Consider the following 23,862-nt stretch of genomic DNA (forward strand, 5'->3'; position numbering starts at 1 on the left):
GAGAGAGTGTGGGTAAAAAAATGGAACAAAAAAGAACAAATATAAGATGGTATTTTGCTATTGCGTTTTTCATTATAGGTGTAATTGCTTATATGGATAGATCAAATATTTCCATTATTGCAGGACCTATGATGGAAGATTTACATTTGACGAAAACACAGTTTGGTTTATTAGCATCATTTTTCTCGTTAGGGTATGCGTTGATGCAAGTACCTTCAGGTTTTTTGGCAGAAAAATTTGGCTCTAAAAAAATGTTAACAATTGCGCTCGTATGGTGGAGTGCTTTCACGATTTTAACTGGTGTTGTTAAAAATCATGGTTTATTATATGCTGTACGTTTTTTATTTGGTATAGGTGAGGCACCTATGTATCCTTCGAATGCAGTGTTTAACTCATTTTGGTTTGCTAAAGGTGAAAAAGGACGTGCTTCGAGTGCATTGTTAGCGGGTTCATATTTTGGACCAGTGATTGCACCTGTAGTTACGATTGCTATCGTTAATATGTTTGGATGGCAAGCTGTATTTTATATTTTTGGTGCTATTGGTATTGTCATTGCATTATTATGGATTATTATTTCAAAAGATTTACCGGAACAACATAAAATGGTAAATGAAGCAGAAAAAAAATATATTATGGAAAACCGTGATATCATAAAAACTGAAAAAAGTAACGCGCCGTGGAATATCTTCTTAAGAAGATTTAGCTTTTATGCATTGGCTGCACAATATTTTGTTGTACAATTTGTTGTGTCACTATTCTTAATATGGTTACCTACATATCTAACGGAACAATATAATGTCAAATTAACCGACCCTGATATGGCTTGGGCAGCAGGTGCACCATGGATTGCTATGTTCTTATTAATATTATGTGGCGGTGCAATCTCTGATAAGCTATTACAAAATGGAAAATCAAGATTTGTTGCGAGAGCGTCCATTGCAATCATCGGTTTTGTGGTATTTTGTATCTCATTATTCATGTCAATTCAAACAAACAATTTAGTAGCAAATGTGCTGTGGTTGTCATTATGTTTAGGCGGAATAGGAATTGCTACAGGAATGAGTTGGGCGGCAGCTACAGATTTAGGACGTAATTTTTCTGGTTCAGTATCTGGCTGGATGAATTTATGGGGCAATATCGGTGCATTGCTGAGTCCTTTATTAGCAGGTATGATGGTTGATATTGTTGGTTGGACAGTGACATTAGAATTAGTTATTATCCCAGTCGTGTTTGCAATAATTATGTGGTTTTTTGTTAAACCGGATCAACCGTTAATCATTGAAAAAGAAGAACTTTAATACTCTTGTAAACAAACTTTGCAAGAGCGATTATCTCAGGAGGTTATATATGATTTTAGTAACTGCAGTAATGAAGATTAAATCAGAACATAGAGAAAATTATTTAGCAGAGGTTGAACGCTTAGTCATTGCAGCAAATCAAGAAGCAGGTGCATTATATTATGCGCACTTTGAAAATACAAATGAACCTCAAACTTTTGCTTTTATAGAAAAATATAAAGATCAAGCTGCTTTAGAAGCACATAATCAATCAGAACATTTTCAAACATTTTTTAAAGAAATAGAAACTTATTTACTTGAAGCGCCTAAAATAGAAGTTGCTACAATTAAATAATTAATAAAATAAGCGTATAGAAGATAAACATCTATGATTAACGCATAAGCGCCCGTTTCAAATTCAATTGAATAGAAACGGGCGCTTTCATTTTTTGAAATATTGAAGCGTATTAACTGAACATTTTCCTATGATGGATGCCATCTTGGTAAAACGAAGTTGACGTTTATTTATAGCTTGAATCGATATTTATAAATGAAATCAAAGTGTGTTTTATCATAGTTTTAAAGTAAAGCATATAAGGTTGATATCGAGAAATATTCATGTTTCATTAATGCTTTGTGAGCACAAAGTTATTGGAAAACACAATTATATTGTATAATAATATGTTGTGAATTATTGTGAATAGTGAAATTCTTTAAAAAAGATACTGATATAAGGAGAGAAAATATCATGCTATATCAACATGGCACGCTCGGTACATTGATGGCTGGATTATTAGATGGCACTATGGAAATGAATGAAATTTTAAAACATGGTGATTTAGGTATCGGTACGTTAACAGGATCAGACGGTGAAGTTATTATATTAGACGGCATCGCTTATCATGCTGATGCACATGGTAATTTCAAACAGCTAGAGGGTAGTGAAATGACACCTTTTTCTACGGTCACACCATTTCAACCGGATGTTAGTTTTGAAGTGAGACATATTACTGATTCTGAATATGTATTAAATCAAACTAAAAGCCACGCTGCCAGTGAAAACTTATTTTTTGCGGTTAAAATATCTGGGAAATTTGAAAATGTACATGTTAGAATGATGCCAAAACAAGAAAAACCGTATACTAAACTAATTGAATCGGCTAAACAACAACCAGAGTTTCATTATGATCAAATTGAAGGTACGATCGTTGGTTTTTATGCACCAACACTTTTTCATGGCATAGCTGCCGGAGGTTTCCATTTACATTTTGTAGATAGAGATAAAACAATAGGTGGACATGTATTGGATTTTGAAATGAATCATGGCGATGTAGAAATAAGTAATATTGAAACACTTGAACAACATTTCCCAGTAAATAACGCGACATTTTTAGAATCTGATATTGATTATTCAACAGTGCACGAAGACATCAAACAATCAGAATAAAATTACTCGTTAAAGTAGAATATAGTAATGATTAAACATATTCATTATAACGATTTGTAGGAAATGCCCTAGCAGAAACCAATAAAAGTGTTAAAATAGTTTAGTAATCGTTAATTAAAATGTATCTGATTTCTCAACCAAAATTTGTGAAATGAACTATTTTGCAATGTACTTCCCCAGTTGTAGATTTATGTATTTGATAAAGTGAGCTGAAGGATAAATTAAAATATCTTTAATATTGTATAAAAGCAAAGTATTTATATTTAAAGCTATGTATAACAAGTTTTTCACAAAACAAAATGACCTTAACGGGGACGGGACTATGAGATCGAAATATAAATTTTAGATTTCTAACCCGTCTTTTTTATGTTTTGCCATCAAATCAGATGAAATATCATTGTTAAAATAAAATAAAAAGGAGAGGTGAATCGCCATTGATTAAATATTTAAAGTCACTCACAAAATTTAATGCTATGAAAATCGATGTTGCTAAAGGTATTAGACAAGCGATACTAATGTTTTTACCATTAATGATTGGTTATTTAGTCGATTATTTTTCAATCGGTCTATTAATTTCAACAGGTACGTTAGCACATATTTATGTGTTTGGCGGTACGGCAAAGTCTAAACTTCGTACAGTATTTTTTACTTCAATAGTATTTGCATTATCAATGATGTTAGGCACGTTGACCGTCAATCAACCCATCATATTTGGTATTTTATTATTGATTGTAGCAGTAATACCATATTATGTATTTAGTTCATTAAACATTCCTGGACCATCATCAACTTTTTTTATTGTGGCATTCAGTTTGCCAATTAATTTACCAGTTGCTCCAGATGAAGCATTAATAAGAGGTGTTTCAGTATTTATCGGAGGTTTATTAGCAACATTTGTAGTAATCGTGGTGATTTTACTTTCAAAAGAATCAGCTGAAGTTAAATCAATTAAAAATGATTATAATATTATAAAACAATTAGTTTATAATTTTGATGATCCAAAAGCATTTTCAAAAGCATCCCGATTTGCTGTGACTGCTTTTAGAAATACTGATAACCAACTCATCACTGCAAGTTCTGCCAAATCTCAAAAGTCACCACAATTCCAACGTTTAATATTGCTACATAATATTGCACAAGGTATACATTCAGAATTACTGGAATTAAATGAAAAAAATGTACGGCCTTTACCTCAAGATATTAAATTGATGGTAGACTACGTAATCAATTTAGTATATACGCAAGGTAAGACAAATAAAACATGGACTCGCCAAGTTGATATTGATGAAGCTTATCAAAAACTTGTAGATAATATATTCAAAGTTGATGCCATAATGAATGCAAATGATGCACAACTGGAACACGAAGTGGATATACGTGTACCTATTTATGGTCATCGATTAGTTACGAATTTGACAATAGATTCATTTGTCTTTAGAAATACTATACGCTATATCGTTATTATGGCAATTGCGATTTTTATCGCATTGATGTTTGATTTTGACAAAGCATATTGGATTCCACTTAGTACGCATACAGTATTATTAGGTTCAACTACATTACACAGTTTTGAACGTGCTGGATCAAGAGGTATCGGTACGATTATAGGTGTACTTGTACTGTCATTAATACTATTGTCTACACCACCTGTACCTATCGCTATATTACTCCTTGCGGTTGCAGCAGGTATAACAGAAATATTCGTTGGAGCAAATTATTCATTTGCAGTTATATTTATCACAATTCAAGTTATATTATTAAATGGTTTAGCATCGAACCATCTCTCGATTTTAATAGCACTTCCACGAATTATTGATGTGATTGTTGGTATTATTATTGCTGTTGTTTCGCTACTGATCATAGGTAGAAAGACTGCTTCTTCAATGTTACCAGGCACGCTTGCTACAGTAGCTCGTAATGAAGCAGTGTTATTCCATTATTTATTTTCAAGCAACAAATACTCATCGAGAGAGCGAGATAAAAAAGAAATGTTGCATTTAAGTGTTCAACTAAACAATATGAAACAAATATATAATAGTGCGAATGGTGAAGTATTTAGTAATAAAAGGGTTATACAATACTATTATCCTAGTATATATGCACTAGAAGAAATCAGTTTTATGCTGACGAGGGCATTAAGTAATGAAAAACGTTACCATATTAATGATGAAACCATGGGAGAGTATTTGTTAGTATTTGAAAACATTGCTAAACATTTTGAAATCGGTTCTAATATCAATGTTCAAGAAATGGCAACTTTACCACAATACATGCACATTAGAACTTCTTTAATGAGTATTCAACATAATTGTCAAAATGCAAGACAAGCAAATAAATCACCTCATGAATAATGCAAAACAAGCCAATGTTACGGTAGTTAATATCCGATGACATTGGCTTGTTTTATATTTAAAATTTAATGAAGTGTTTTGTGAAGTCTTTACAAATATGGAAAAATAACAATGCTCTAATAAGCATTGCTACTTTCCGATATCTAGTTGGAATCTTGTTGTTTTCTAGCTTTTTCTTCTTCTTCTTGTCTTTTTTCCTTTATATCTTCTTGTGCTTTTCTTTGTTGTTGTTCTTGTTGTTGTTGTTCTTTATGCAATTGCTTGTATCGCTGTTTTTGTCTATATCCGTAAGTACTTTCAAGTATGAGTGCTTCATTATTTAGACCAACACCTATTGCACCAGCTACAGTCGAAATTGATGCAGCAAACCAAGCTAAGTTTATGTAAGTTGTTAAACCTGCAGATGTTTTTAATTGTAATGCTTGACCTAAATAATCTGAGGGGAGCACAATTAAACTTGCAATCAAAAAGAGTGAGAACAAAATAAAGTAATAAATAATAACTGAAACAGTTAAAGTCATCGTTGTAGTTAAGTTGTATAAGGTAGTGATTTGCTTATTCGTGCTCTCTTTTTTTGATTCCCATAAATTATGTGCAATGATCATCCAAATCATCATACCGAAAATTGCTACAAGCATCATTAATAACAAGCGCCACTCAGAATATACAAAGCTTAAATTCCACATTGTCGTAAAAATGATTCCAAAGGCACCTGTAGTGAAGGCGATTGCCACAACATTACTTAAGCTTTTTAACATGTTAAATGGGTTGTTTGCAAATGTCATACCACTAACAAGACGAAAAATACCTTTAGACTTGGACGATACGTAATATTGCGTATGTTGTGAGGTAGTATTTTCAAAGTAAACAGTTCGTGATTGTAAATTTGATAAAGGAAACTGCGCATTCATCAATGACATAGCGTCATGATTATTGTTAATTTTTTCAGAATGCTTAAATTCATCTATTGCCTTTAGAATAGCCAATATAGAGTTTTGAATTCTTTTTTTGATTGGACGCCATCCATAAGCAGGGATAGAAATTAAACTAGCACCATTTTGTCTATTGATATCAATGGCAACTACTTTTTGTTGTTCAATCATCGGTAGGTCAGTGAGTCCAATTGTAAAATGCCATTGATTATGCTCTTGATAATCAGCAATTTTACTGAAAATTTGTTGGACGCTTTCTGCTGAACCAGTCAAAGGATCAATAATTGTATCGATTTCCCATTTAACTGAATGCTCATATTGCTCACTAAGGATGTGGGGCAAATCAATTTCAAGATTACGCGCTACTTTTTCAGTGACGCCCGGTGCAGCAATAATACCTATTTTAGCCGTTGTTGTGTTCATTTAATCCCTCCTCATGATGTGATTGTTTTTCGCCCTTGTAGTAATCAGCTTTTGCATATGCGGTAGAGCTATCTTCATCTTCTTGTTCCAGTGATTTAGATCTATAGTATTGTCTAAAAGAATATGTCACACGTTTAATTTTTTCAGCATTTTCAACAGTGGATCCCATAGCGCCAGCGAGTATACCTAATGACGTAATAAACCAAATTAAGTTAATATAATTTAAAATAGTTGGATGCTCACTGTTTAATGATGTCCAATTTGAAAACAACTCGGGAGGTACAAATAATATTGTACTTAGAGATAACAAGATATATAGTACTATAAAATTTAAAAAGGTGATGGTCAATAAGGTTGTGAAGGTCGTGATGTTATAAATAAAGCGATAAAGTTTTTGTGTATTAGCGCTAGGTCTTTCCCATAATTTATAAGAATAAATTAGCCAACCAACCATGCCTAATACAGATAGTAACATCAGTAAAATATACCGCCAATAACTATAATCAAGACTGATATCCCAAGGTGTAGAAAATATTGCTATATAAGTTCCTGTGGCAAATGAAACAGATATGATTTTTTTAAAATCAAAAATGGCAGACCAAGGTTCATTGGCAAAAGTCATGCCACAAATCAAATGAAGCCAACCTAAAAATGTAGATTTGGCAATGATACGGGATCTATAATTTTCATTATTATCCTTAGGTATGACTTCTTTAAATTGAGTCAATTTAAAATGCTTAAAGTTTAAAGTGTTTTTGTTTCTACCAGAAGAATGTAAATATTCAATAATAAATATTAAGCACTGTCTTAATTTCTCTTTTAACTTAAAGTTTCCCAACGCTGGTAATGATAAAAGTGCTGTTTTAGTATCGAAATCAATATCACATAATGCACTTTTATTTTTAGAAAAATTAGGTAAATCCGTAATACAAATTGTATAATCCCAATTTTTTTGTTGTTTCATATTGGATGCAATATCCAAAACTTTATCCATATGTTCCGCAGTCCCAATCATAGATGCAACGTGTATTTCAAATTGCCATTCCACGCCATTATCTACATGTTTTGTGAAATCTTTTGGGAGCTCTGAATAAATTTTGTTGATTAATTTATGAGGCATGTCAGGAGAAGGGATTAAGCCAATGGATAGATTCATGTTAGTTAAACCTCCTTTTATTTAACACTGATTCTTACTCATCATTCCCTTTCAATTAATGAACAAATCATAGTTGTCTTAAATATTTATATCATTTTTAATGCATTTATTTAGTTTGTTAAAGGAAAAAAGAGGTAAAAGAGAATTAATATAAGTTTGAATATGGAGGTTTTATCACATGCCTTGGACGATGGAAGATTATCCACAAAGTTGGAAAAATATGGAAAACTTGGAAAGAAAAAAAGCAATAGACATTGGAAATGCAATGCTTAAAGATGGATATCAAGAGGACAATGCGATTCCAATCGCTACGAAACAAGCTGAAGATTGGTACAAAAATGCGACTGAAGATGAATTGAAAGCGTTGAAAAATAAAAAAATCACTGTGCATGAACGTGATCAATCTGTAAATCCACAATTAAATCATAAAGATGTTCATGTCTATTATGAGAATAGTGAGTGGAAAATAAAGTCTGATGGTGCGAAACAAGCTACGGATAGCTTCGATAAAAAGGCAGATGCTATGAAGCGAGCACGTAACATTGCAGATAATAGAAGGACTCAGATTATTGAACATAAAATGAACGAATAGTGTGAAAAAACGTGAAGGCGAAGCTGAAAATGTATTTGATTTAGTAGAATAGAGACTTTTGTATGTATAAGTGAAAAAAACAAAACATGTCAATTGAAGTAGTTGGCTTTAGAACAAACAATAGGATGCTATGGATTTTTATGAGCTCAAACAGCCGAAACTGAAAAATGCCCTTTCACATATCAAGTAATCTCTGACTCGAACCATTCATTGATAAATATTCACTGTATTGTTTCAAGTAGTCTTTAAATTTAGCTATAATGTTTGGAAAGAGATGAATTATTGGAGGTACGATTTATGTACATTGAACGTAAACCAACGTTGAATATGGATGATTTGAAAGAAGAATTTAAAGAGAGTTTATCATATATAAATAATTATGAAGAAGCATTTGAAATGGTCATTGATTTTGTTGCTTTAGAGCAATTATATTCATCCGCACTAAAAGAAATTAGCACTAAACTTGATATTTTAGACGATCATTTTCAACAATTGTATAAACATAATCCGATCCATCACATGGAACGTCGTGTTAAGGAAATGAGAAGTCTGATTAAAAAGTTAGATCGAAAAGGATATCAAATCAACACAGCGTCAGCGAAAGCATATATTTATGATATTGCAGGTATAAGAGTTGTTTGTAATTATATAGATGGTATTTATGTTATTGAAGAATTATTGTTAAAACAGGCGGATGTTCAGTTATTAAAACGAAAAGATTATATTATGAATCCAAAAGATAACGGTTATAGAAGTTTGCATATTGTAGTGTCAATACCGGTGTTTTTAGCGAATTCTGTAGAAAAAGTACCAGTAGAAATTCAAATTAGAACAATAGGTATGGATATGTGGGCGAGTTTAGAACATAAAATACGTTACAAAAATAATAAAAATACAGAGGATTATAGAGAAATTTTAAAACAATGTGCCAATGAAATTACAACTGTTGAAAGTAAAATGCAAAATATTCATTCCGAAATTTTTGAGAATTAGAGTCTTAAACAAATATTATGCACTAAAAACGAATGTTACACTTGCTCGTTACGTTAGGTCACCATGTATGATTAACGTCAAGGAGGTTATTTTATGACACTATATCAAACAGGAGAACTAGCAAAGCAATGCAATGTAACAGTAAGAACGATTCAGTATTATGATAAAAAAGGACTCTTACAATCGATGCCATCATCAAGTAATGGTAGACGATTATTTGACGAACAAAGCAAAGTAAATTTAGAAATTATCTTAATATTGAAATCGATAGGTTTTTCATTGAAAGACATAAAAATATTACTAACAGACGACAAAAAGTTACAAGCAGTAAAAGTTATGTTACATCAAAAGAAAACTGAAATTAATGAAGAAATTGAAAAATTGAAACTTACTGCTTATCAAATGAAACAACTGGAAAGCAGTATCAGTGAAGATGCGCAAGCACCTATTGAAAAATTGATTAACACACATAAATATGTCATTCAAAATCAGCGTGGCATGACGTTATACATGCCACTGCTATATAAGCTGAGTCCTGCGATCATAATACAATATACATCTATCATCGCTAGCGTATTATTAAAAAAATGGATGCCTTTTTTATCAACATTACCTATTCTAGTAATTTATGCTGGCATTATGACAAAAGCGATATATCAACGTGTGAGTTATTTATGTCCGAATTGTCAACAAATATTTAAACCTAAATTGTCGACGTGGATGTTTGCTGCACATACACCTAAAACTAGAAAATTACAATGCCCGCATTGTTACCAAACACATCATTGTGTAACAACGTTAAAAACAGGAAGTCATTAAAATGAAAAAATCGGTATGTCGAGTGAAAACTTGATATGCCGATTTTTTATGGAATTTGGAGATGCTCCGTATAATTGCAAGCGCTTGCAATTATACGGAATGTATATTACTATACTTGTATACAAGTATATCGATTGAGTGGAGAGGTGAAGTCGTTTGGAATATATTTATCCAGAACAATGGCTTGAAGGTGTTTCTAAAGGTGAAATGATTGCTTCGGAAATACGTTTAAGAATTGTTGATGGCATGATTACACCAGACACATTGTTAACTGAAAACCAAATTGCCAATGAATTTAATGTGAGTCGTTCTCCAGTAAGAGATGCATTTAAATTATTAAAGCAAGATCAGTTAATTCATTTAGAACGAATGGGTGCCTACGTTTTACCTTTTAATGATAATGAAAAAAAAGAACTGTATGATTTAAGAATTATGCTAGAATCATTTGCTTTTAATAAGATAAAAAAAGATAATCATGAGCAAATTGTTAAAGAAATGCGGAAACAACTAGAAATGATGAGAGTTGCTGTTAAATTTGAAGACGCAGAGGCATTTACAGAACACGATATGAAATTTCATGAAGTGACGATATTAGCTTCTAAACATCAGTATCTAAAAACATTTTGGAACAATTTGAAGCCAGTGATGGAAGCGCTTATCTTGTTATCCATGCGCAAACGTATGACTGAAAATCCGGTTGATTTTGAACGAATTCATCATAATCATGAAGTGTTTATCGATGCGGTTGCAAAGCAAAGTGCAACAAAACTAAGAGAAGCATTTCATTTGAATTTTGATGATGTTGGCGAAGATATAGATAGTTTTTGGATGAAAGAGTAATTGTGAAACAAGAGGTACAATAGGAGGAAAAACTATGAAATACATGATAGGTGTTGATATAGGTACGACAAGTACAAAAGCAGTGCTTTATGATGGAAAAGGGCAGTTTATTATGAAACATAATATTGGCTATCCTTTGCATACACCAAATGTGGAGGTGTCAGAAGAAAATCCAGATGAGTTATTTGATGCAGTATTGATGACGATTAAATATGTTATGAGGGAAGCCAATGTTCATAAAAATGATTTGAAATTAATTTCATTTAGTGCTCAAATGCATAGTTTGATTGCAATGAATGCAAGTCATCAACGATTAACTGAGAATTTGTCTTGGGCAGATAATCGTGCGACAAAATATGCAGAAATGATTAAAGACAAATATGACGGTGACGCGATATACAGTAGAACAGGTACGCCTATCCATCCAATGTCACCTCTATCTAAAATATTTTGGATGAAACACGAACAACAAGAAATATATAATCAAACAGCGATGTTTGCAGACATTAAGACATATATTTTTTATCAGTTATTTGAAACCTATGTGATTGATCAATCGATGGCTTCATCTACTGGCATGTTTAACTTAGAGAATTTAGATTGGGATCAAGAAGCATTAGCGTTGTTAGGCATTCGTAAATCTCAATTGCCTGAAATTGTACCGACAACACATATATTAAAAGGAATGAAACGTCGTTACGCAACATTAATGGGTATTGACGAAAATACGCCAATTGTTGTAGGTGCTAGTGATGGCGTATTGTCAAATTTAGGCGTAAATGCGTTTAAAAAAGGTGAAGTTGCTGTAACCATTGGAACTTCTGGCGCCATAAGAACAGTAATAGATAAACCACGAACAGATTATAAAGGTAGAATTTTCTGTTATGTTTTGACGGAAGATCATTATGTCATTGGAGGACCAGTGAATAATGGAGGCGTGGTATTACGATGGCTACGTGACGAATTATTGGCGAGTGAAGTGGAAACAGCAAAACGTTTAGGCGTCGACCCTTATGATGTACTGACTAAAATTGCTAATCGTGTGAAACCGGGCGCAGATGGGTTGATATTCCATCCATATTTAGCAGGTGAACGTGCACCATTGTGGAATGCAGATGCACGAGGTTCATTCTTTGGCTTAACGCTAGCTCACAAGAAAGAACATATGATTCGAGCAGCGTTAGAAGGCGTTCTTTATAACCTTTATACAGTTTATTTAGCATTAGTCGAAGTAATGAATGAAACACCGTCCACGATAAAAGCAACGGGAGGGTTTGCTAAAAGTGAAGTGTGGCGTCAAATGATGGCAGATATCTTTGATACGAATTTAATCGTCCCAGAGAGTTATGAAAGCTCATGTTTAGGCGCTTGTGTACTTGGCATGAAGGCACTTGGTGAAATTGAAGATTTTTCTATTATTGAAGAAATGGTGGGTACAACAAATCAGCATCGTCCAAATCAAGATAATGTGAATGTTTATCAAAAACTTATTTCAATTTTCATCAATTTAAGTCGCTCATTAGAAGAACGCTATGCTGAAATCGCTACGTTTCAGCGTGAACATGTGGTTGAAGATAAATCGTAGATACGATTTATTGGTACAAACTGAGTGAATGATAAGCTATAAATAAAAATATGTAAATTCCATTTAAGGCTATCATTTCATTCAGTTTAAAAAATTTAAAAATTTAAACATTTAAGTAAGCGTTATCATTGAGAGGGCAAGCCCTTTTGATATTATGAACGATTATGTTAAGTGTTAAAGGGGAGAACAATTATGTTTGAAACAATTTGGCCATTAATTACAGTGGTTATAGGTATCGTTGTATTATTATCATTAATCATTTTCTTGAAGTTAAATACATTTATATCATTAATTATTACATCTATTATCACTGCTATTTTACTCGGAATGCCGTTAGATAAAATTATAGAAACCATTGAAAATGGTATGGGAAGTACTTTAGGACATATTGCTCTAATTTTTGGTTTAGGTGCGATTTTAGGTAAACTATTGGCTGATGGTGGTGGTGCTACACGTATTGCCGATACATTGATTAAAAAGTTTGGACACAAACACGTACAATGGGCAATGTTGATTGCAGCCTTTATTGTAGGTATAGCGTTATTCTTTGAAGTAGGATTAGTACTATTAATACCATTAGTATTTACAATTGCAAAACGCGCGAATGTATCACAATTAAAACTTGGACTTCCTATGGTTGTAGCACTATCTGTGACACATGGATTCTTACCACCACATCCGGGACCAGTAGTAATTGCTAAAGAACTACAAGCTAATTTAGGTCATGTGTTACTTTACGGTATAATTATAGCAATACCTGTTACCATTATTGCAGGGCCATTATTTAATAAAGTGGCACAAAAAATTACGCCAACTGCTTATCAACGCGAAGGTGATATCTCAGCTTTAGGTGCGCAAAAAGAATTTTCAGAGTCTGAAATGCCTGGATTTGGTATCAGTTTACTAACTGCAATTTCACCAGTTATTCTTATGTTACTTTCTACAATTGTTCAGTTAGTGACGGGTAATGAAGAAGCGACAAATGGCTTTGAATCCTTCATTTACTTTATAGGTACTGCTGGTACAGCGATGTTAATTGCCGTTTTGTTTGCAATTATAACAATGGGTGTCAGACAAGGTAGAAAAAATGCTGAAATCATGGATTCTGTATCAAACGCAATCTATCCTATTGGAATGATGATTTTAATTATAGGCGGCGGTGGTACTTTCAAACAGGTACTGATAGATGGTGGTGTTGGTGACACAATAGCTAAAATGTTTGAAGGTACTGAAATGTCTCCTATATTACTAGCATGGGTAGTTGCAGCCGTTTTAAGAATTGCTTTAGGCTCATCTACAGTAGCCGCAATTTCATCAACAGGCATTGTATTGCCATTACTACAATCATCGGACGTGAATGTTGCATTAGTAGTATTAGCAATTGGCGCAGGTAGTGTTATCTTATCTCATGTGAATGACGCAGGCTTTTGGATGTTTAAAGAATATTTTGGTTTAACTGTTAAAGAAACGTTTCTAACTTGGTCATTACTTGAAACGGTTATTTCTGTTTCAGGACTAGTTTTTATTTTTATATTAAGTATCTTTGTATAATAAAATCACATAAAAACACATATAAATGGGTGTGTGTTACGAAATAGAGTCTGGAACATAAAGTTCTTGAACAAGTGAAAAAAGGCAATTTCTATTGAAATCATATAGAAATTGCCTTTTTCAATATTATTTTAATTATAGTTAGGTCATTGATTTACTACTTGGGTTAATATAGGTCCTTATTTTTAAAAATATTTTAATGTGAATTTAGACATAAATAAGTCGTAGTATTGATGAGTAACAATGAATCACACAGATGGACTGAATTAAATCATCTTCATGTTATTTTTCTAGGGTTTATGTTCCAAATGCTATTTTGCATGAATTGCTTAGTCTTTTAAGTATTTCAACATAAATTATGGATAAAATGATAAAATTGAGTAACTGTAGAAATTTTAAGTAGTTTAGATGCCAAATATACAATAATCATAGTTATTATAATTGAAATTTTATTTAAGTTGTATATAGTAGACTCAATAAGGGGGTAACATGATGAAAAGAATATTACTGATTGCTAGTGCTTTTATCGGTGTCATCGTTGGTGCTGGATTTGCTTCTGGACAAGAAGTGCTGCAATATTTTACTAGTTTTGGTATTTTGGGCACTTTGGGTGCTATCATTACCACAGCGTTGTTTGCTTATGTTGGGATGATGCTTGTTTGGTTAGGGAGTAAATTTGATACAGATTCACATAAAGTCGTTATACATAATATTACTGGAAAATCATTATTTGGAAAATTATTGGGATGGATTATTGATTTAGTCATTATCTTTACTTTGTTTGGTGTCGGTGTAGTGATGATTGCAGGTGCTGGGTCAAACTTAAATCAACAATTTGGGGTACCATCGCTCGTTGGTACATTATTAATGACTGTATTAATCATTCTTGCAGGAATGTTAAAGGTAGAAGGTGTAGTTAAAGTTATTGGCAATATTACGCCGTTTTTAATTATTTTTATATTAATTATTTCGATTTATAGTTTCTTAACTACAAATGTACCATTTTCTGAATTAAATACAATTTCAGATGCGAAACCTTCGACATTACCTAATTGGTTTGTTGCAGGTATTAATTATGCTTCATTTAATACAGCAGTAGGTGCTTCAATGGCTATTGTAATGGGTGGAGCAGAAAAAAATTCAAAAGTAGCAGCAATTGGAGGCTTAGTAGGTGGCCTGATATTGGGTGCTATGATTGTCTTAAGTCATTTAGCAATTTTTACACAAATCAATATTGTCGGTAATATGGAAATGCCTATGTTAGGTATTGTGAACCATATATCACCAATTCTAGGTATCATTATGGCAATCGTGATATTTGGTATGATTTTCAATACAGGACTAGGTATGTTTTATGCATTTGCAACACGTTTCACTGTTGTAGATTCTATACGTTTTAAGATATTTTATACTATTACAATCCTTGTAGGACTTTGCTTAAGTTTTGTCGGATTTACAGATCTGGTAGCAATCTTCTATCCATTAATCGGTTATTTAGGTTTGGTGCTTATCTTTGTCTTATTCTATGCGCCGTTTAAATTAAAATTGGGTAAGAAACAATAGACACAGAGTGATCAATAGCCTTACATGACTAAATATATATAATATTAAAAATAAATTAAATATTTTTTATTCATTTGATACTCTATTCCTTAATATTTAGATATAATAAAAATATAAGGAATGGGGTGTTTTTTTATGAAAAATGAAACGCTAGAAATATTGCAAATGCATGCTATACAATTGCTGGGTATTCAGTTAGAAGGTTATGATATGGACAACATAAAGGAGATTAGTAACCATATTAAGACACCTTTTATGAATACTACCAAAAAACAATATAGAAATGAGTTGAAACATTTTATTGTGCATATGCAAAGTAATAAAATTTATCACTATAAAAATAGTTTTAATGTTAGCTTTTTGATTTTTAAATTTAAAAAATATAGAAAAATATATATTATTGGGCCTTATATGGATAAACGACCCAATGAGCGCCAATGTAATGAAATGTTACTTAATTTAAATATTAAAATTTCTAAGCTGCCTACACTGAAACAATATCTACTTAAAATACCAATATGTCATCATGTTAAAGCACAAAAAATGTGTCGTTTAGCAATTCGTTTTTTGAAGAAAAGAAATATTGTCTATGAAACGGTAGAAATTGACTTCAGTTTTCATGCAAATGAAACATTTTTAGCTGATTCTAAGCTTCAAAGTGATTACACATTACAAGAAATAGAATATAGATATAATTTAGAAAATCAATTGTTGACTGCAGTAGAAAACGGAAATGTCGAAGAAGCATTAACGATTTTAAAAAAGATGAGTTTGTCTGTGACTGGTTTACGACGAGTGAAGGATGATCTATCAAATGAACAATATAAAGCATATTTGATCAATACTTTATGCCGTAAAGCTGGTGAAAAAGCGGGTGTAAGTCTTATACATATCGATGAAATATCCGCTCGATATGCTGCAATGATTGATCGGACATTGGATGTAGAAGTATTGGAAGAATTAACGTATGCAATTGTAAAGGAATATGCAGAAAGGGCTATGAAAATTAAAGCGAATGCCTTTAGCCCTAAAGTAAGTAAAGTGATTCAATATATTGAAAGAAACTTAGATAGTAATTTAACTTTAGAAGAATTAGCGAATTATGTGAATTTGGCACCTAGTTATCTATCAAGAATTTTTAATCAGGAATGTCATCAATCTTTATCACAATTTATTACAGCACTAAGAATAAAAAAAGGGCGTGACTTAATAGCGCGGACAAAAATGACTGTTGCCGAAGTGGCAAAATATGTTGGTTTTAAGGAACAAAGTTATTTCGCACAATGTTTTAAAAAGCAATATGGCAAGACACCATTGAAATATCGGACAGAACATAAAGAATTTTATTAGTAGATATAATGAAAAATCAGAAAATTAAATATTCAATAAAAAAATTGTAAAAAAAATTAGGAAAATATCAAAAAAATCATAATTATCTCTGAAAATAATTAAAATAGCACCAATTCACATTAAACTTAGAGCTAATTTAATATTTTCCGCGCAATTGTATGTAATAAAGTATAGTATCAATTTGGATTGGCGTTATTACAGACTTTAGCAATAGTTGAAAAAAAATAGCATAGATGGATAAGTAAGACACAATTTTAACAACGTTGTTATTTTTTATTGACTGTTGTCATTATAAAAATATAATAAAAGTAAGAGCTCTATCAAAAAGTGTTAAGGGTGTATGCACGTGAAAATAATAAGCGTATCTATTCTAGAGGGTTAAAAATTTTTATGTACGTAAGAAAACGCTTTCAATTCTATGGGGAAAGTTATGATTGATGGCCACATTCAATAAAACAGACTATGAAACTGCAAAGATGAGGTGCACAAATGTTGTTTCGATAGTGGAAAGAGGTAATCCTTATGGTTACAGCCAGATTAAAACCGGCAAATAAGAAATTGAAAAAATTTAACGAAATTGAATCACCGAAATTAAAATTCAAAGAAAAACTAGCTTATGGATTTGGGGATTTAGGTAACGGATTAATGTTTGATATGGGGCAAATTTATTTACTGCTTTTTTATACAGATATTTTGGGAATTCCGTCTGCCGTTGGTGGTCTCGTATTTTTAGTTGCTAAATTTTTCGATGCATTTGTAGACACGGGTGTAGGAACTCTTGTCGATAATCAGAAGAATTTTTCAAAACGAGGAAAATTTAGACCATTTATTTTATATGGGAGCGTTCCTTTAGCAATATTGACTGTTTTAACTTTTATTTCTCCTGATATCAGTGAAACAGGTAAAATTATATGGGCATTTGGAACATATTTACTATTCAATGCTGCTTATTCTGTCGTGAATATACCTTATGGTTCATTGTCTGCCTCAATGACGATTAATGCGGATGATCGAACACAATTATCAGTGTTTCGTAATTTAGGGTCACAAGGTGCCATGTTTATTTCAGGCATTGTTATTATTCCGTTAGTAAGTCTATTTCCGAATCATGCGATTGGTTATCCGATTGCAGTAGGAATACTTGCAATTGCAGGTGTGACACTACATATGTTGTGTTATAAGGGGGTTAAAGAGCGTCATACAATTGAACGTCCGCAAGTAAAAGGTTTAGGGCGTAAAGCGTTTTTTAATTTACTGAAAAATAGACCATTTATAATTTTAGCAATTTATACATTGCTAACGATTACTGCTTTATTTTTACAACAAGGTGCGCAACTATATTATTACAAAAATGTACTTGGTTTTGATAATTTAATAGGAATTGTAAGTACATTGAATTTTATTGTTTTAATACCAGCATTATTCCTAACTACTTTCTTAAGTAAAAAAGTAGGTAAAAAAATGACAGCAGTCATAGGCGTAAGTGGTTTTATTATTTTCCAAATTGTGAACTTTTCGTTATTTTCAGAGCAAATTGTACTTTTCTTAATATTTAACACGATTGCACAATTATTCTTAGTTATTCCAAATACGGTGACATGGGCGTTTATAGCTGATGTTGTAGAATACGGACAATGGCAATCAGGACTTAGATCTGAAGGTATTATTTATGCAAGTTATAGTTTTACTAGAAAAATTTCACAAGGCTTAGCAGGTTTTATACCAGGTATGGCATTAACAATTATTGGTTATGTACCTAATGCGGCACAAACGCCTGATACAATATTCGGTTTAAAAATATTATTCTTTGTGGTACCCGCGGTCATTTGTTTAGTTGCAGTGATACTTTTCTTCATTGCATACCCATTAACAGATCAGAAACATAAACAAATTGTTAAAGAACTAGCACTTAGAGAGGAATTATAACTATTTTGTATTTAATTTTATGAGAGGAGCATTTATATGCTATATCCAGTAACAAATGAACAGAGAAGTATCATAGACTTAAATGGTGTTTGGCAGTTTAAATTAGAAGAGAACTATGATCAAATAGATGTAACGAAACCTTTGGACACTGATTTAGTTATGGCAGTACCTGGTTCATATAATGATCAAGGCGTGACTGCAAACATACGTAATCATGTAGGAAACGTTTGGTATGAAAGAATGTTTACGATACCTAACGTACTATCAGATGAACGTATTGTGTTGAGATTTGGTTCAGCTACACATAAAGCAACTGTTTATATTGATGGTCAAGAAGTCACATCACATCAAGGAGGATTTCTACCATTTGAAGTGGAATTAAATCAAAAATTCTCTACAGGAAAACATCGTTTAACGGTTTGTGTAAATAATATATTAGACGAAACGACTTTACCTGTTGGTAATTATAGCGAAACCACAGACAAAGATGGTAATTTGATTAAAAGAAATAAACCTAATTTTGACTTTTTCAATTATGCTGGTTTGCATAGACCCGTTAAAATTTATACAACACCACAAACATTTATAAAAGATATTGAAATTGTTCCAGAAGTTAAAAATAATGTGGCAGATATAAATTATAATGTTTCCATCAATGAACCAGTGGATGATATCTTAATTAAATTGATAGATGAAGCGGGAAAGGTTGTAGCAGAAACGACTGGTGCACAGGGTTCTATCAAAGTTGAACAGCCGCATTTATGGCAACCTTTGAATGCTTACTTATATCATTTAGAAGTAACGTTAGTAGATAATAACCAAGCTGTAGATAGTTATACTGAGCGTTTTGGTATACGATCTGTGGAAGTAAAACAGGGGCAATTTTTAATCAATGATCAACCGTTTTATTTTAAAGGATTTGGTAAGCATGAAGATACCTATTATAATGGCCGAGGATTAAATGAAGTAACAAACGTTATGGATTTCAATCTGATTAAATGGATTGGCGGTAACTCATTTAGAACGTCACACTATCCTTATTCTGAAGAAATGATGCGATTGGCAGATGAACAAGGTATTGTTGTCATAGATGAAACAACTGCTGTCGGCGTGCATTTAAACTTTAGCACTGTATTATATGGTGTGTCTACAAGAGATACATTTAAAGAAATTGGAACGAAAAAAGCACACGAATCTGTTATCAAAGATTTGATTGATAGAGATAAAAACCATGCATGTGTAGTAATGTGGTCAATAGCTAATGAACCAGCTTCAACTGAAGAAGGCGCAAAAGAATATTTTGAGCCCTTGGTCAACTTAGCACGTTCTTGCGATCCACAAAACAGACCTGTAACAATCGTAACCATTTTAATGTCACAGCCGGATAATTGCCAAGTTCAAGATTTAGTAGATGTATTGTGTCTGAACAGATATTACGGATGGTATACACAAACAGGCGACTTGGAAGCTGCTAAAGAAGCTTTAAGAACTGAGTTAGATGGTTGGAGTGAAAAACAACCGCATAAGCCAATTATGTTTACAGAATATGGTGCGGACACAGTAGCAGGATTACATTCACTAAATGATGAATTATTTACGGAAGAGTACCAAATTCGTTATTATGAAGCAAATCATGAAGTCATTGATCAATATCCACAATTTATTGGTGAACATACATGGAATTTTGCAGATTTTGAAACATCTGCAGATATTATCCGTGTCCAAGGAAACAAAAAAGGAATATTCACGCGTGAACGTCGCCCTAAAGCAGTTGCACATTATTTCAAGAAACGTTGGGAAAACATACCTAACTTTGGCTATAAATCATAAACAACTAAATACAATTATAAGTATATTCACCCTGAAGCCTATAACAAGCTTTAGGGTTATTTTGGTTTTATAGAAAAAGGGGTATCAAATTGAATAATATGATTTAGCGGCATTATATATAATAAAATGTATTTTGTATGTTTAGTAAGTTTTAGTATAAATTAGTTTGTTTAGCTTTATGATCGTTATAAAAGGAGACAAAAGAGTACTGTGTTGACGCTGTAGATAATAAAATACGTGAATGTGTACAGTTCGAACAAACATACTCTAGCTATACCCATACGAAAGTATTTCAATATAAAAAGGACTAATCTCATTTTAATGTGAGAGATTAGTCCTTAATTTAAGCATAGGTATTATATCCTAAGCATGATATTATAACTCGCTTTTTTATAATTTTGCTTGCCATTTTTCTGTCCATACTAAGTCATTATATTGACCTTTAAATTCACTTTCTCCCATGATCTTATCAATGGTTTGTTTAATATTTTCTCTGTTGGAATGATAAGCGTTTATATAAGCTTTAACCATTGTTGCATCATGCAGGTGAGTCGTGAAATTGGTAGAAATAAACACGGTTGGTACTTCATGTACATACCACGGTATTTCATTGCTCATGGCTGTACCCCATTTAATGCGATAGTTATTTTCAGCAGCATAGCCGATAATATTTGCAAATACTAACGCAGCGTCTACTTTTTCACGATATTCTAATGTTTTACCTTTAATACGTGTTGAACCATCATTTAATGTCACATTAAATCCACGAGATTCGAGTTCTTTTATAATATCATCTGTGACGTTATTCGCTGATTTATAGATGCCATCTTTTTCGCCTTCGATCACATAAAGCATAATATTTTTATGTGTTTCAGGTCGGATAGGTAATTGATTTAAAGTGTTTTTTACAAGTGTTATGCCTAAATCAGCTGCTTCTGCGCGCATTTCTAAATGTTCTGTACAACCGATAATATCTAATGCTTCTTGAGGTTGAATGATTGAACCGTCTTCTTGTTTCATGTGAAGATTGAGTTGTGCTTTTAAACCTAAGATACGTCTTACGGCATCATTTAATCTCTCTTCTGTGATGACCCCGCTTTTATAACCATTGAGCATAAATTGGTAATCTTCTTCCAAATCATTGAAGAACAAGAACATATCACAACCAGCTGCAATGGCTAATGGAACATAATCTTCGCGACGCATAGAAGCAGTCATACCTAACATATGGCTAGCATCAGTAACGACTAAACCATTAAATTTCATATCATCTTTTAGTAAATCAGTAATTAGTTCAGAAGAAAGAGTTGCAGGTAAAATGTCTTTATCTTCGAGACTTGGATTTAATTTTTTTGAATAAGCAGGTTGTGCAATATGTCCTGCCATTATCATCTGTACACCGCGATCAATGTGATGTTGATAAACTTTTCGGAAGCTGTCGTCCCATTCATCGGTAGATAGTTCATTTACTCCAAGCACCAAGTGCTGGTCACGCTCTTCCGTACCGTCTCCAGGGAAGTGTTTGATACATGTAATCATATCGCGTTCAGCATTAAAGCCGTCAATAAATGCACTTGAATATTTAATAACTGTTTCAGCATCTGTGCCATATGCACGTGTATTAACGATTGTATTGCGCCAATTCTTAAGTATGTCTACACAGGGATCGAAATTAATGTGTACACCAAGTGCTGAGGATTCACGTGCTGAAACGAGACCAGCATTATATGAAACTTTTGTATCTTGGGCAGCTTCACATTGAGCAGCACTTGCGATATATGTACCATCTTTACATGCACCATTTCCTCCTGAATCACAGTTTGCTGCTACAAGTACTGGAACTTTCGTATGCCTTTGTAAATCATTGAGTAAGTTTTGAACTTCTTCTTTGTTTCCACCTTCATATCGAGCGCCACCAATGTGATAACGTTCAAGTATATCTTTATTAGTTAAGTCTGCGTCAAAAAATTTTTTGCCACCTTCTAAAGAAAATAAGTTAAAAAATAATTGACCAATTTTTTCTTCGTCTGTTAATGTACCAAGTGTTTCTTCTACCCATGCTATTTGATTGTCATTTAAATGATAGGGTGATGCTGTCAAATCTACTTTAACCATAGTGTTAGTTCTCTCCTTCAAAATTATTAAAAAATATTTGTTTTAAAGTGTCATGTGTGTATTGGTTGAAATGACCATCTTTAAACAATTTTAAATATTTATTGTTAAAGTCTAGCCACGATTGTTCTTCATGACCTGCTAGTATTGGATAAAAGTACATACCATGAGATTCTGCTGCTTCTAAGTCTCCTTTGGCATCTCCTAACATGATGATGTCTTCTAAGTTGTAATATTGTTTTAAGTGCGCTAAACAGTGCTCTTTTGTACCTGCTTCTTGTGCAAACATGCCACTTAAATAGTCTGTTAATTTGTATGTTTCCCACTCATATTCTACTGCCGCTAAATTTGCTGATGACACAATTGCGATATCGGCAAAAGTTGAAGCATTTTGTAGAGACGTTTGTACGTTTTTAAATGGTCCAATACTTGGTAAGGTTTTGATAATTGCATTAACACGGTGGGACCATGATAATGCTTTTTGTAATCCATTTTGTTGCGGATTGTTTGATATAGCTTTTTCGAGTGCTGGATTAGAGAAAGCATCTGTTGTTTGCACCCACTGCTTAATATGCTCGTATCCCTCAATATGAATCCCTTGTTCAACAAGTTCACTTAACATGCGTTCTAATCCTTTAAAGCGATTAATACCTCTAGTGATTTCATATAAATTTATATCATTCCAGCGCTTTAATAGTTTGGACTCTATATTTTCTAAATCCCATTCTTCAACAATAGCTGGTCCAAATGCCCGCTCATGCTTGATAGTCATAGAATCGATGGCACATCCGTCAGAATCAACGCAAATTAATTTTTTAAACCTAGGTTTGTAATGTGATAAAGAATCAATCATTTAATCTTTTCCTCTCAAGTTAAAATATGTGCTTTATCATATACCATTGCCTTACTTTTAAAATACTATTGGAAGCAAAACTCAAGGATATAATAAAGCGCTTTCTTTATAATATTAAAGTTAGCATTCATAATAGAAAAAAACTAGCGCATTTCGTGTAACTTTGTGAGTATAATCACAAAGTAGATGTTTTATGTCATTTTATTACTAAAATAGTTATTTTATTAATAAAAATATTGGCTATTTGAGAGAAGTACGTGAT

At 32.5% G+C, this 23,862-nt stretch carries 18 protein-coding genes; 14 read left to right on the forward strand and 4 right to left on the reverse strand.

The window, feature by feature from the left end:
• Positions 1-20 precede the first annotated feature (20 nt).
• The 4 genes from KA883_RS03480 (at position 21) to KA883_RS03495 (ending at position 5,075) form a co-directional block, all read left to right on the forward strand.
• Entirely contained in the window at positions 21-1,298 is a 1,278-nt protein-coding gene (locus tag KA883_RS03480) for a pyruvate MFS transporter (RefSeq protein WP_046206974.1), read from the forward strand.
• A gap of 49 nt (positions 1,299-1,347) precedes the next feature.
• Positions 1,348-1,632 carry a putative quinol monooxygenase gene (locus KA883_RS03485; RefSeq protein ID WP_046206786.1) on the forward strand — a complete coding sequence of 95 codons (285 nt, stop codon included), beginning with the start codon at positions 1,348-1,350 and terminating at the stop codon, positions 1,630-1,632.
• 393 nt (positions 1,633-2,025) lie between these two features.
• Positions 2,026-2,724, forward strand: coding sequence for an acetolactate decarboxylase (gene budA, locus KA883_RS03490; protein WP_046206787.1), 699 nt, complete (start codon positions 2,026-2,028; stop codon positions 2,722-2,724).
• Positions 2,725-3,158: 434 nt separating this feature from the next.
• On the forward strand, positions 3,159-5,075 hold the full coding sequence (locus KA883_RS03495; RefSeq protein WP_019470067.1) for an FUSC family protein: 1,917 nt from the start codon (positions 3,159-3,161) through the stop codon (positions 5,073-5,075).
• Positions 5,076-5,218: 143 nt separating this feature from the next.
• Here the strand turns inward: KA883_RS03495 and KA883_RS03500 are convergent, their stop codons facing one another.
• Positions 5,219-6,430 (reverse strand): hypothetical protein, encoded by a 1,212-nt coding sequence (locus tag KA883_RS03500; protein WP_046206788.1) that lies wholly within the window; start codon positions 6,428-6,430, stop codon positions 5,219-5,221.
• Positions 6,411-7,586: a hypothetical protein gene (locus tag KA883_RS03505; RefSeq protein ID WP_046206789.1), complete on the reverse strand. Its 1,176-nt coding sequence runs from the start codon at positions 7,584-7,586 to the stop codon at positions 6,411-6,413. Before KA883_RS03505 ends, KA883_RS03500 begins: the two co-directional genes overlap by 20 nt.
• Before the next feature lie 178 nt (positions 7,587-7,764).
• On the opposite strand from KA883_RS03505, the gene KA883_RS03510 reads away from it, so the two are divergent.
• From KA883_RS03510 to uidA, 10 genes are all read left to right on the forward strand, one after another.
• Entirely contained in the window at positions 7,765-8,178 is a 414-nt protein-coding gene (locus KA883_RS03510) for a DUF2188 domain-containing protein (protein ID WP_019470070.1), read from the forward strand.
• A 297-nt stretch (positions 8,179-8,475) separates the two neighbouring features.
• Positions 8,476-9,171, forward strand: a complete 696-nt coding sequence (locus KA883_RS03515) for a GTP pyrophosphokinase (protein WP_046206790.1) — start codon at positions 8,476-8,478, stop codon at positions 9,169-9,171.
• Positions 9,172-9,264: 93 nt separating this feature from the next.
• Entirely contained in the window at positions 9,265-9,990 is a 726-nt protein-coding gene (locus KA883_RS03520; protein ID WP_046206791.1) for a helix-turn-helix domain-containing protein, read from the forward strand.
• A gap of 156 nt (positions 9,991-10,146) precedes the next feature.
• On the forward strand, positions 10,147-10,830 hold the full coding sequence (locus tag KA883_RS03525; RefSeq protein ID WP_019470073.1) for a GntR family transcriptional regulator: 684 nt from the start codon (positions 10,147-10,149) through the stop codon (positions 10,828-10,830).
• A 34-nt stretch (positions 10,831-10,864) separates the two neighbouring features.
• Complete coding sequence (gene gntK, locus KA883_RS03530; RefSeq protein WP_210139867.1) at positions 10,865-12,415, forward strand: gluconokinase; 1,551 nt, start codon at positions 10,865-10,867, stop codon at positions 12,413-12,415.
• 192 nt (positions 12,416-12,607) lie between these two features.
• On the forward strand, positions 12,608-13,966 hold the full coding sequence (locus KA883_RS03535) for a gluconate:H+ symporter (protein ID WP_019470075.1): 1,359 nt from the start codon (positions 12,608-12,610) through the stop codon (positions 13,964-13,966).
• Between the two features lie 492 nt (positions 13,967-14,458).
• Positions 14,459-15,529, forward strand: a complete 1,071-nt coding sequence (locus KA883_RS03540; RefSeq protein ID WP_019470076.1) for a YkvI family membrane protein — start codon at positions 14,459-14,461, stop codon at positions 15,527-15,529.
• A gap of 135 nt (positions 15,530-15,664) precedes the next feature.
• Entirely contained in the window at positions 15,665-16,879 is a 1,215-nt protein-coding gene (locus KA883_RS03545) for a helix-turn-helix domain-containing protein (protein WP_046206793.1), read from the forward strand.
• A gap of 522 nt (positions 16,880-17,401) precedes the next feature.
• Complete coding sequence (locus tag KA883_RS03550) at positions 17,402-18,805, forward strand: MFS transporter (RefSeq protein ID WP_046206794.1); 1,404 nt, start codon at positions 17,402-17,404, stop codon at positions 18,803-18,805.
• Between the two features lie 36 nt (positions 18,806-18,841).
• A complete protein-coding gene (gene uidA / locus KA883_RS03555) occupies positions 18,842-20,635 on the forward strand; it encodes a beta-glucuronidase (RefSeq protein WP_046206795.1) in 1,794 nt (597 codons plus the stop codon).
• A 390-nt stretch (positions 20,636-21,025) separates the two neighbouring features.
• On the opposite strand, the gene KA883_RS03560 is transcribed toward uidA, so the two are convergent.
• Positions 21,026-22,750: a glycoside hydrolase family 3 protein gene (locus tag KA883_RS03560; protein ID WP_046206796.1), complete on the reverse strand. Its 1,725-nt coding sequence runs from the start codon at positions 22,748-22,750 to the stop codon at positions 21,026-21,028.
• A gap of 4 nt (positions 22,751-22,754) precedes the next feature.
• On the reverse strand, positions 22,755-23,600 hold the full coding sequence (locus KA883_RS03565) for an HAD hydrolase-like protein (RefSeq protein WP_046206797.1): 846 nt from the start codon (positions 23,598-23,600) through the stop codon (positions 22,755-22,757).
• Positions 23,601-23,862 lie beyond the last annotated feature (262 nt).

Source organism: Staphylococcus sp. GDY8P54P, from assembly GCF_017892645.1.
Lineage (GTDB): Bacteria > Bacillota > Bacilli > Staphylococcales > Staphylococcaceae > Staphylococcus > Staphylococcus ureilyticus.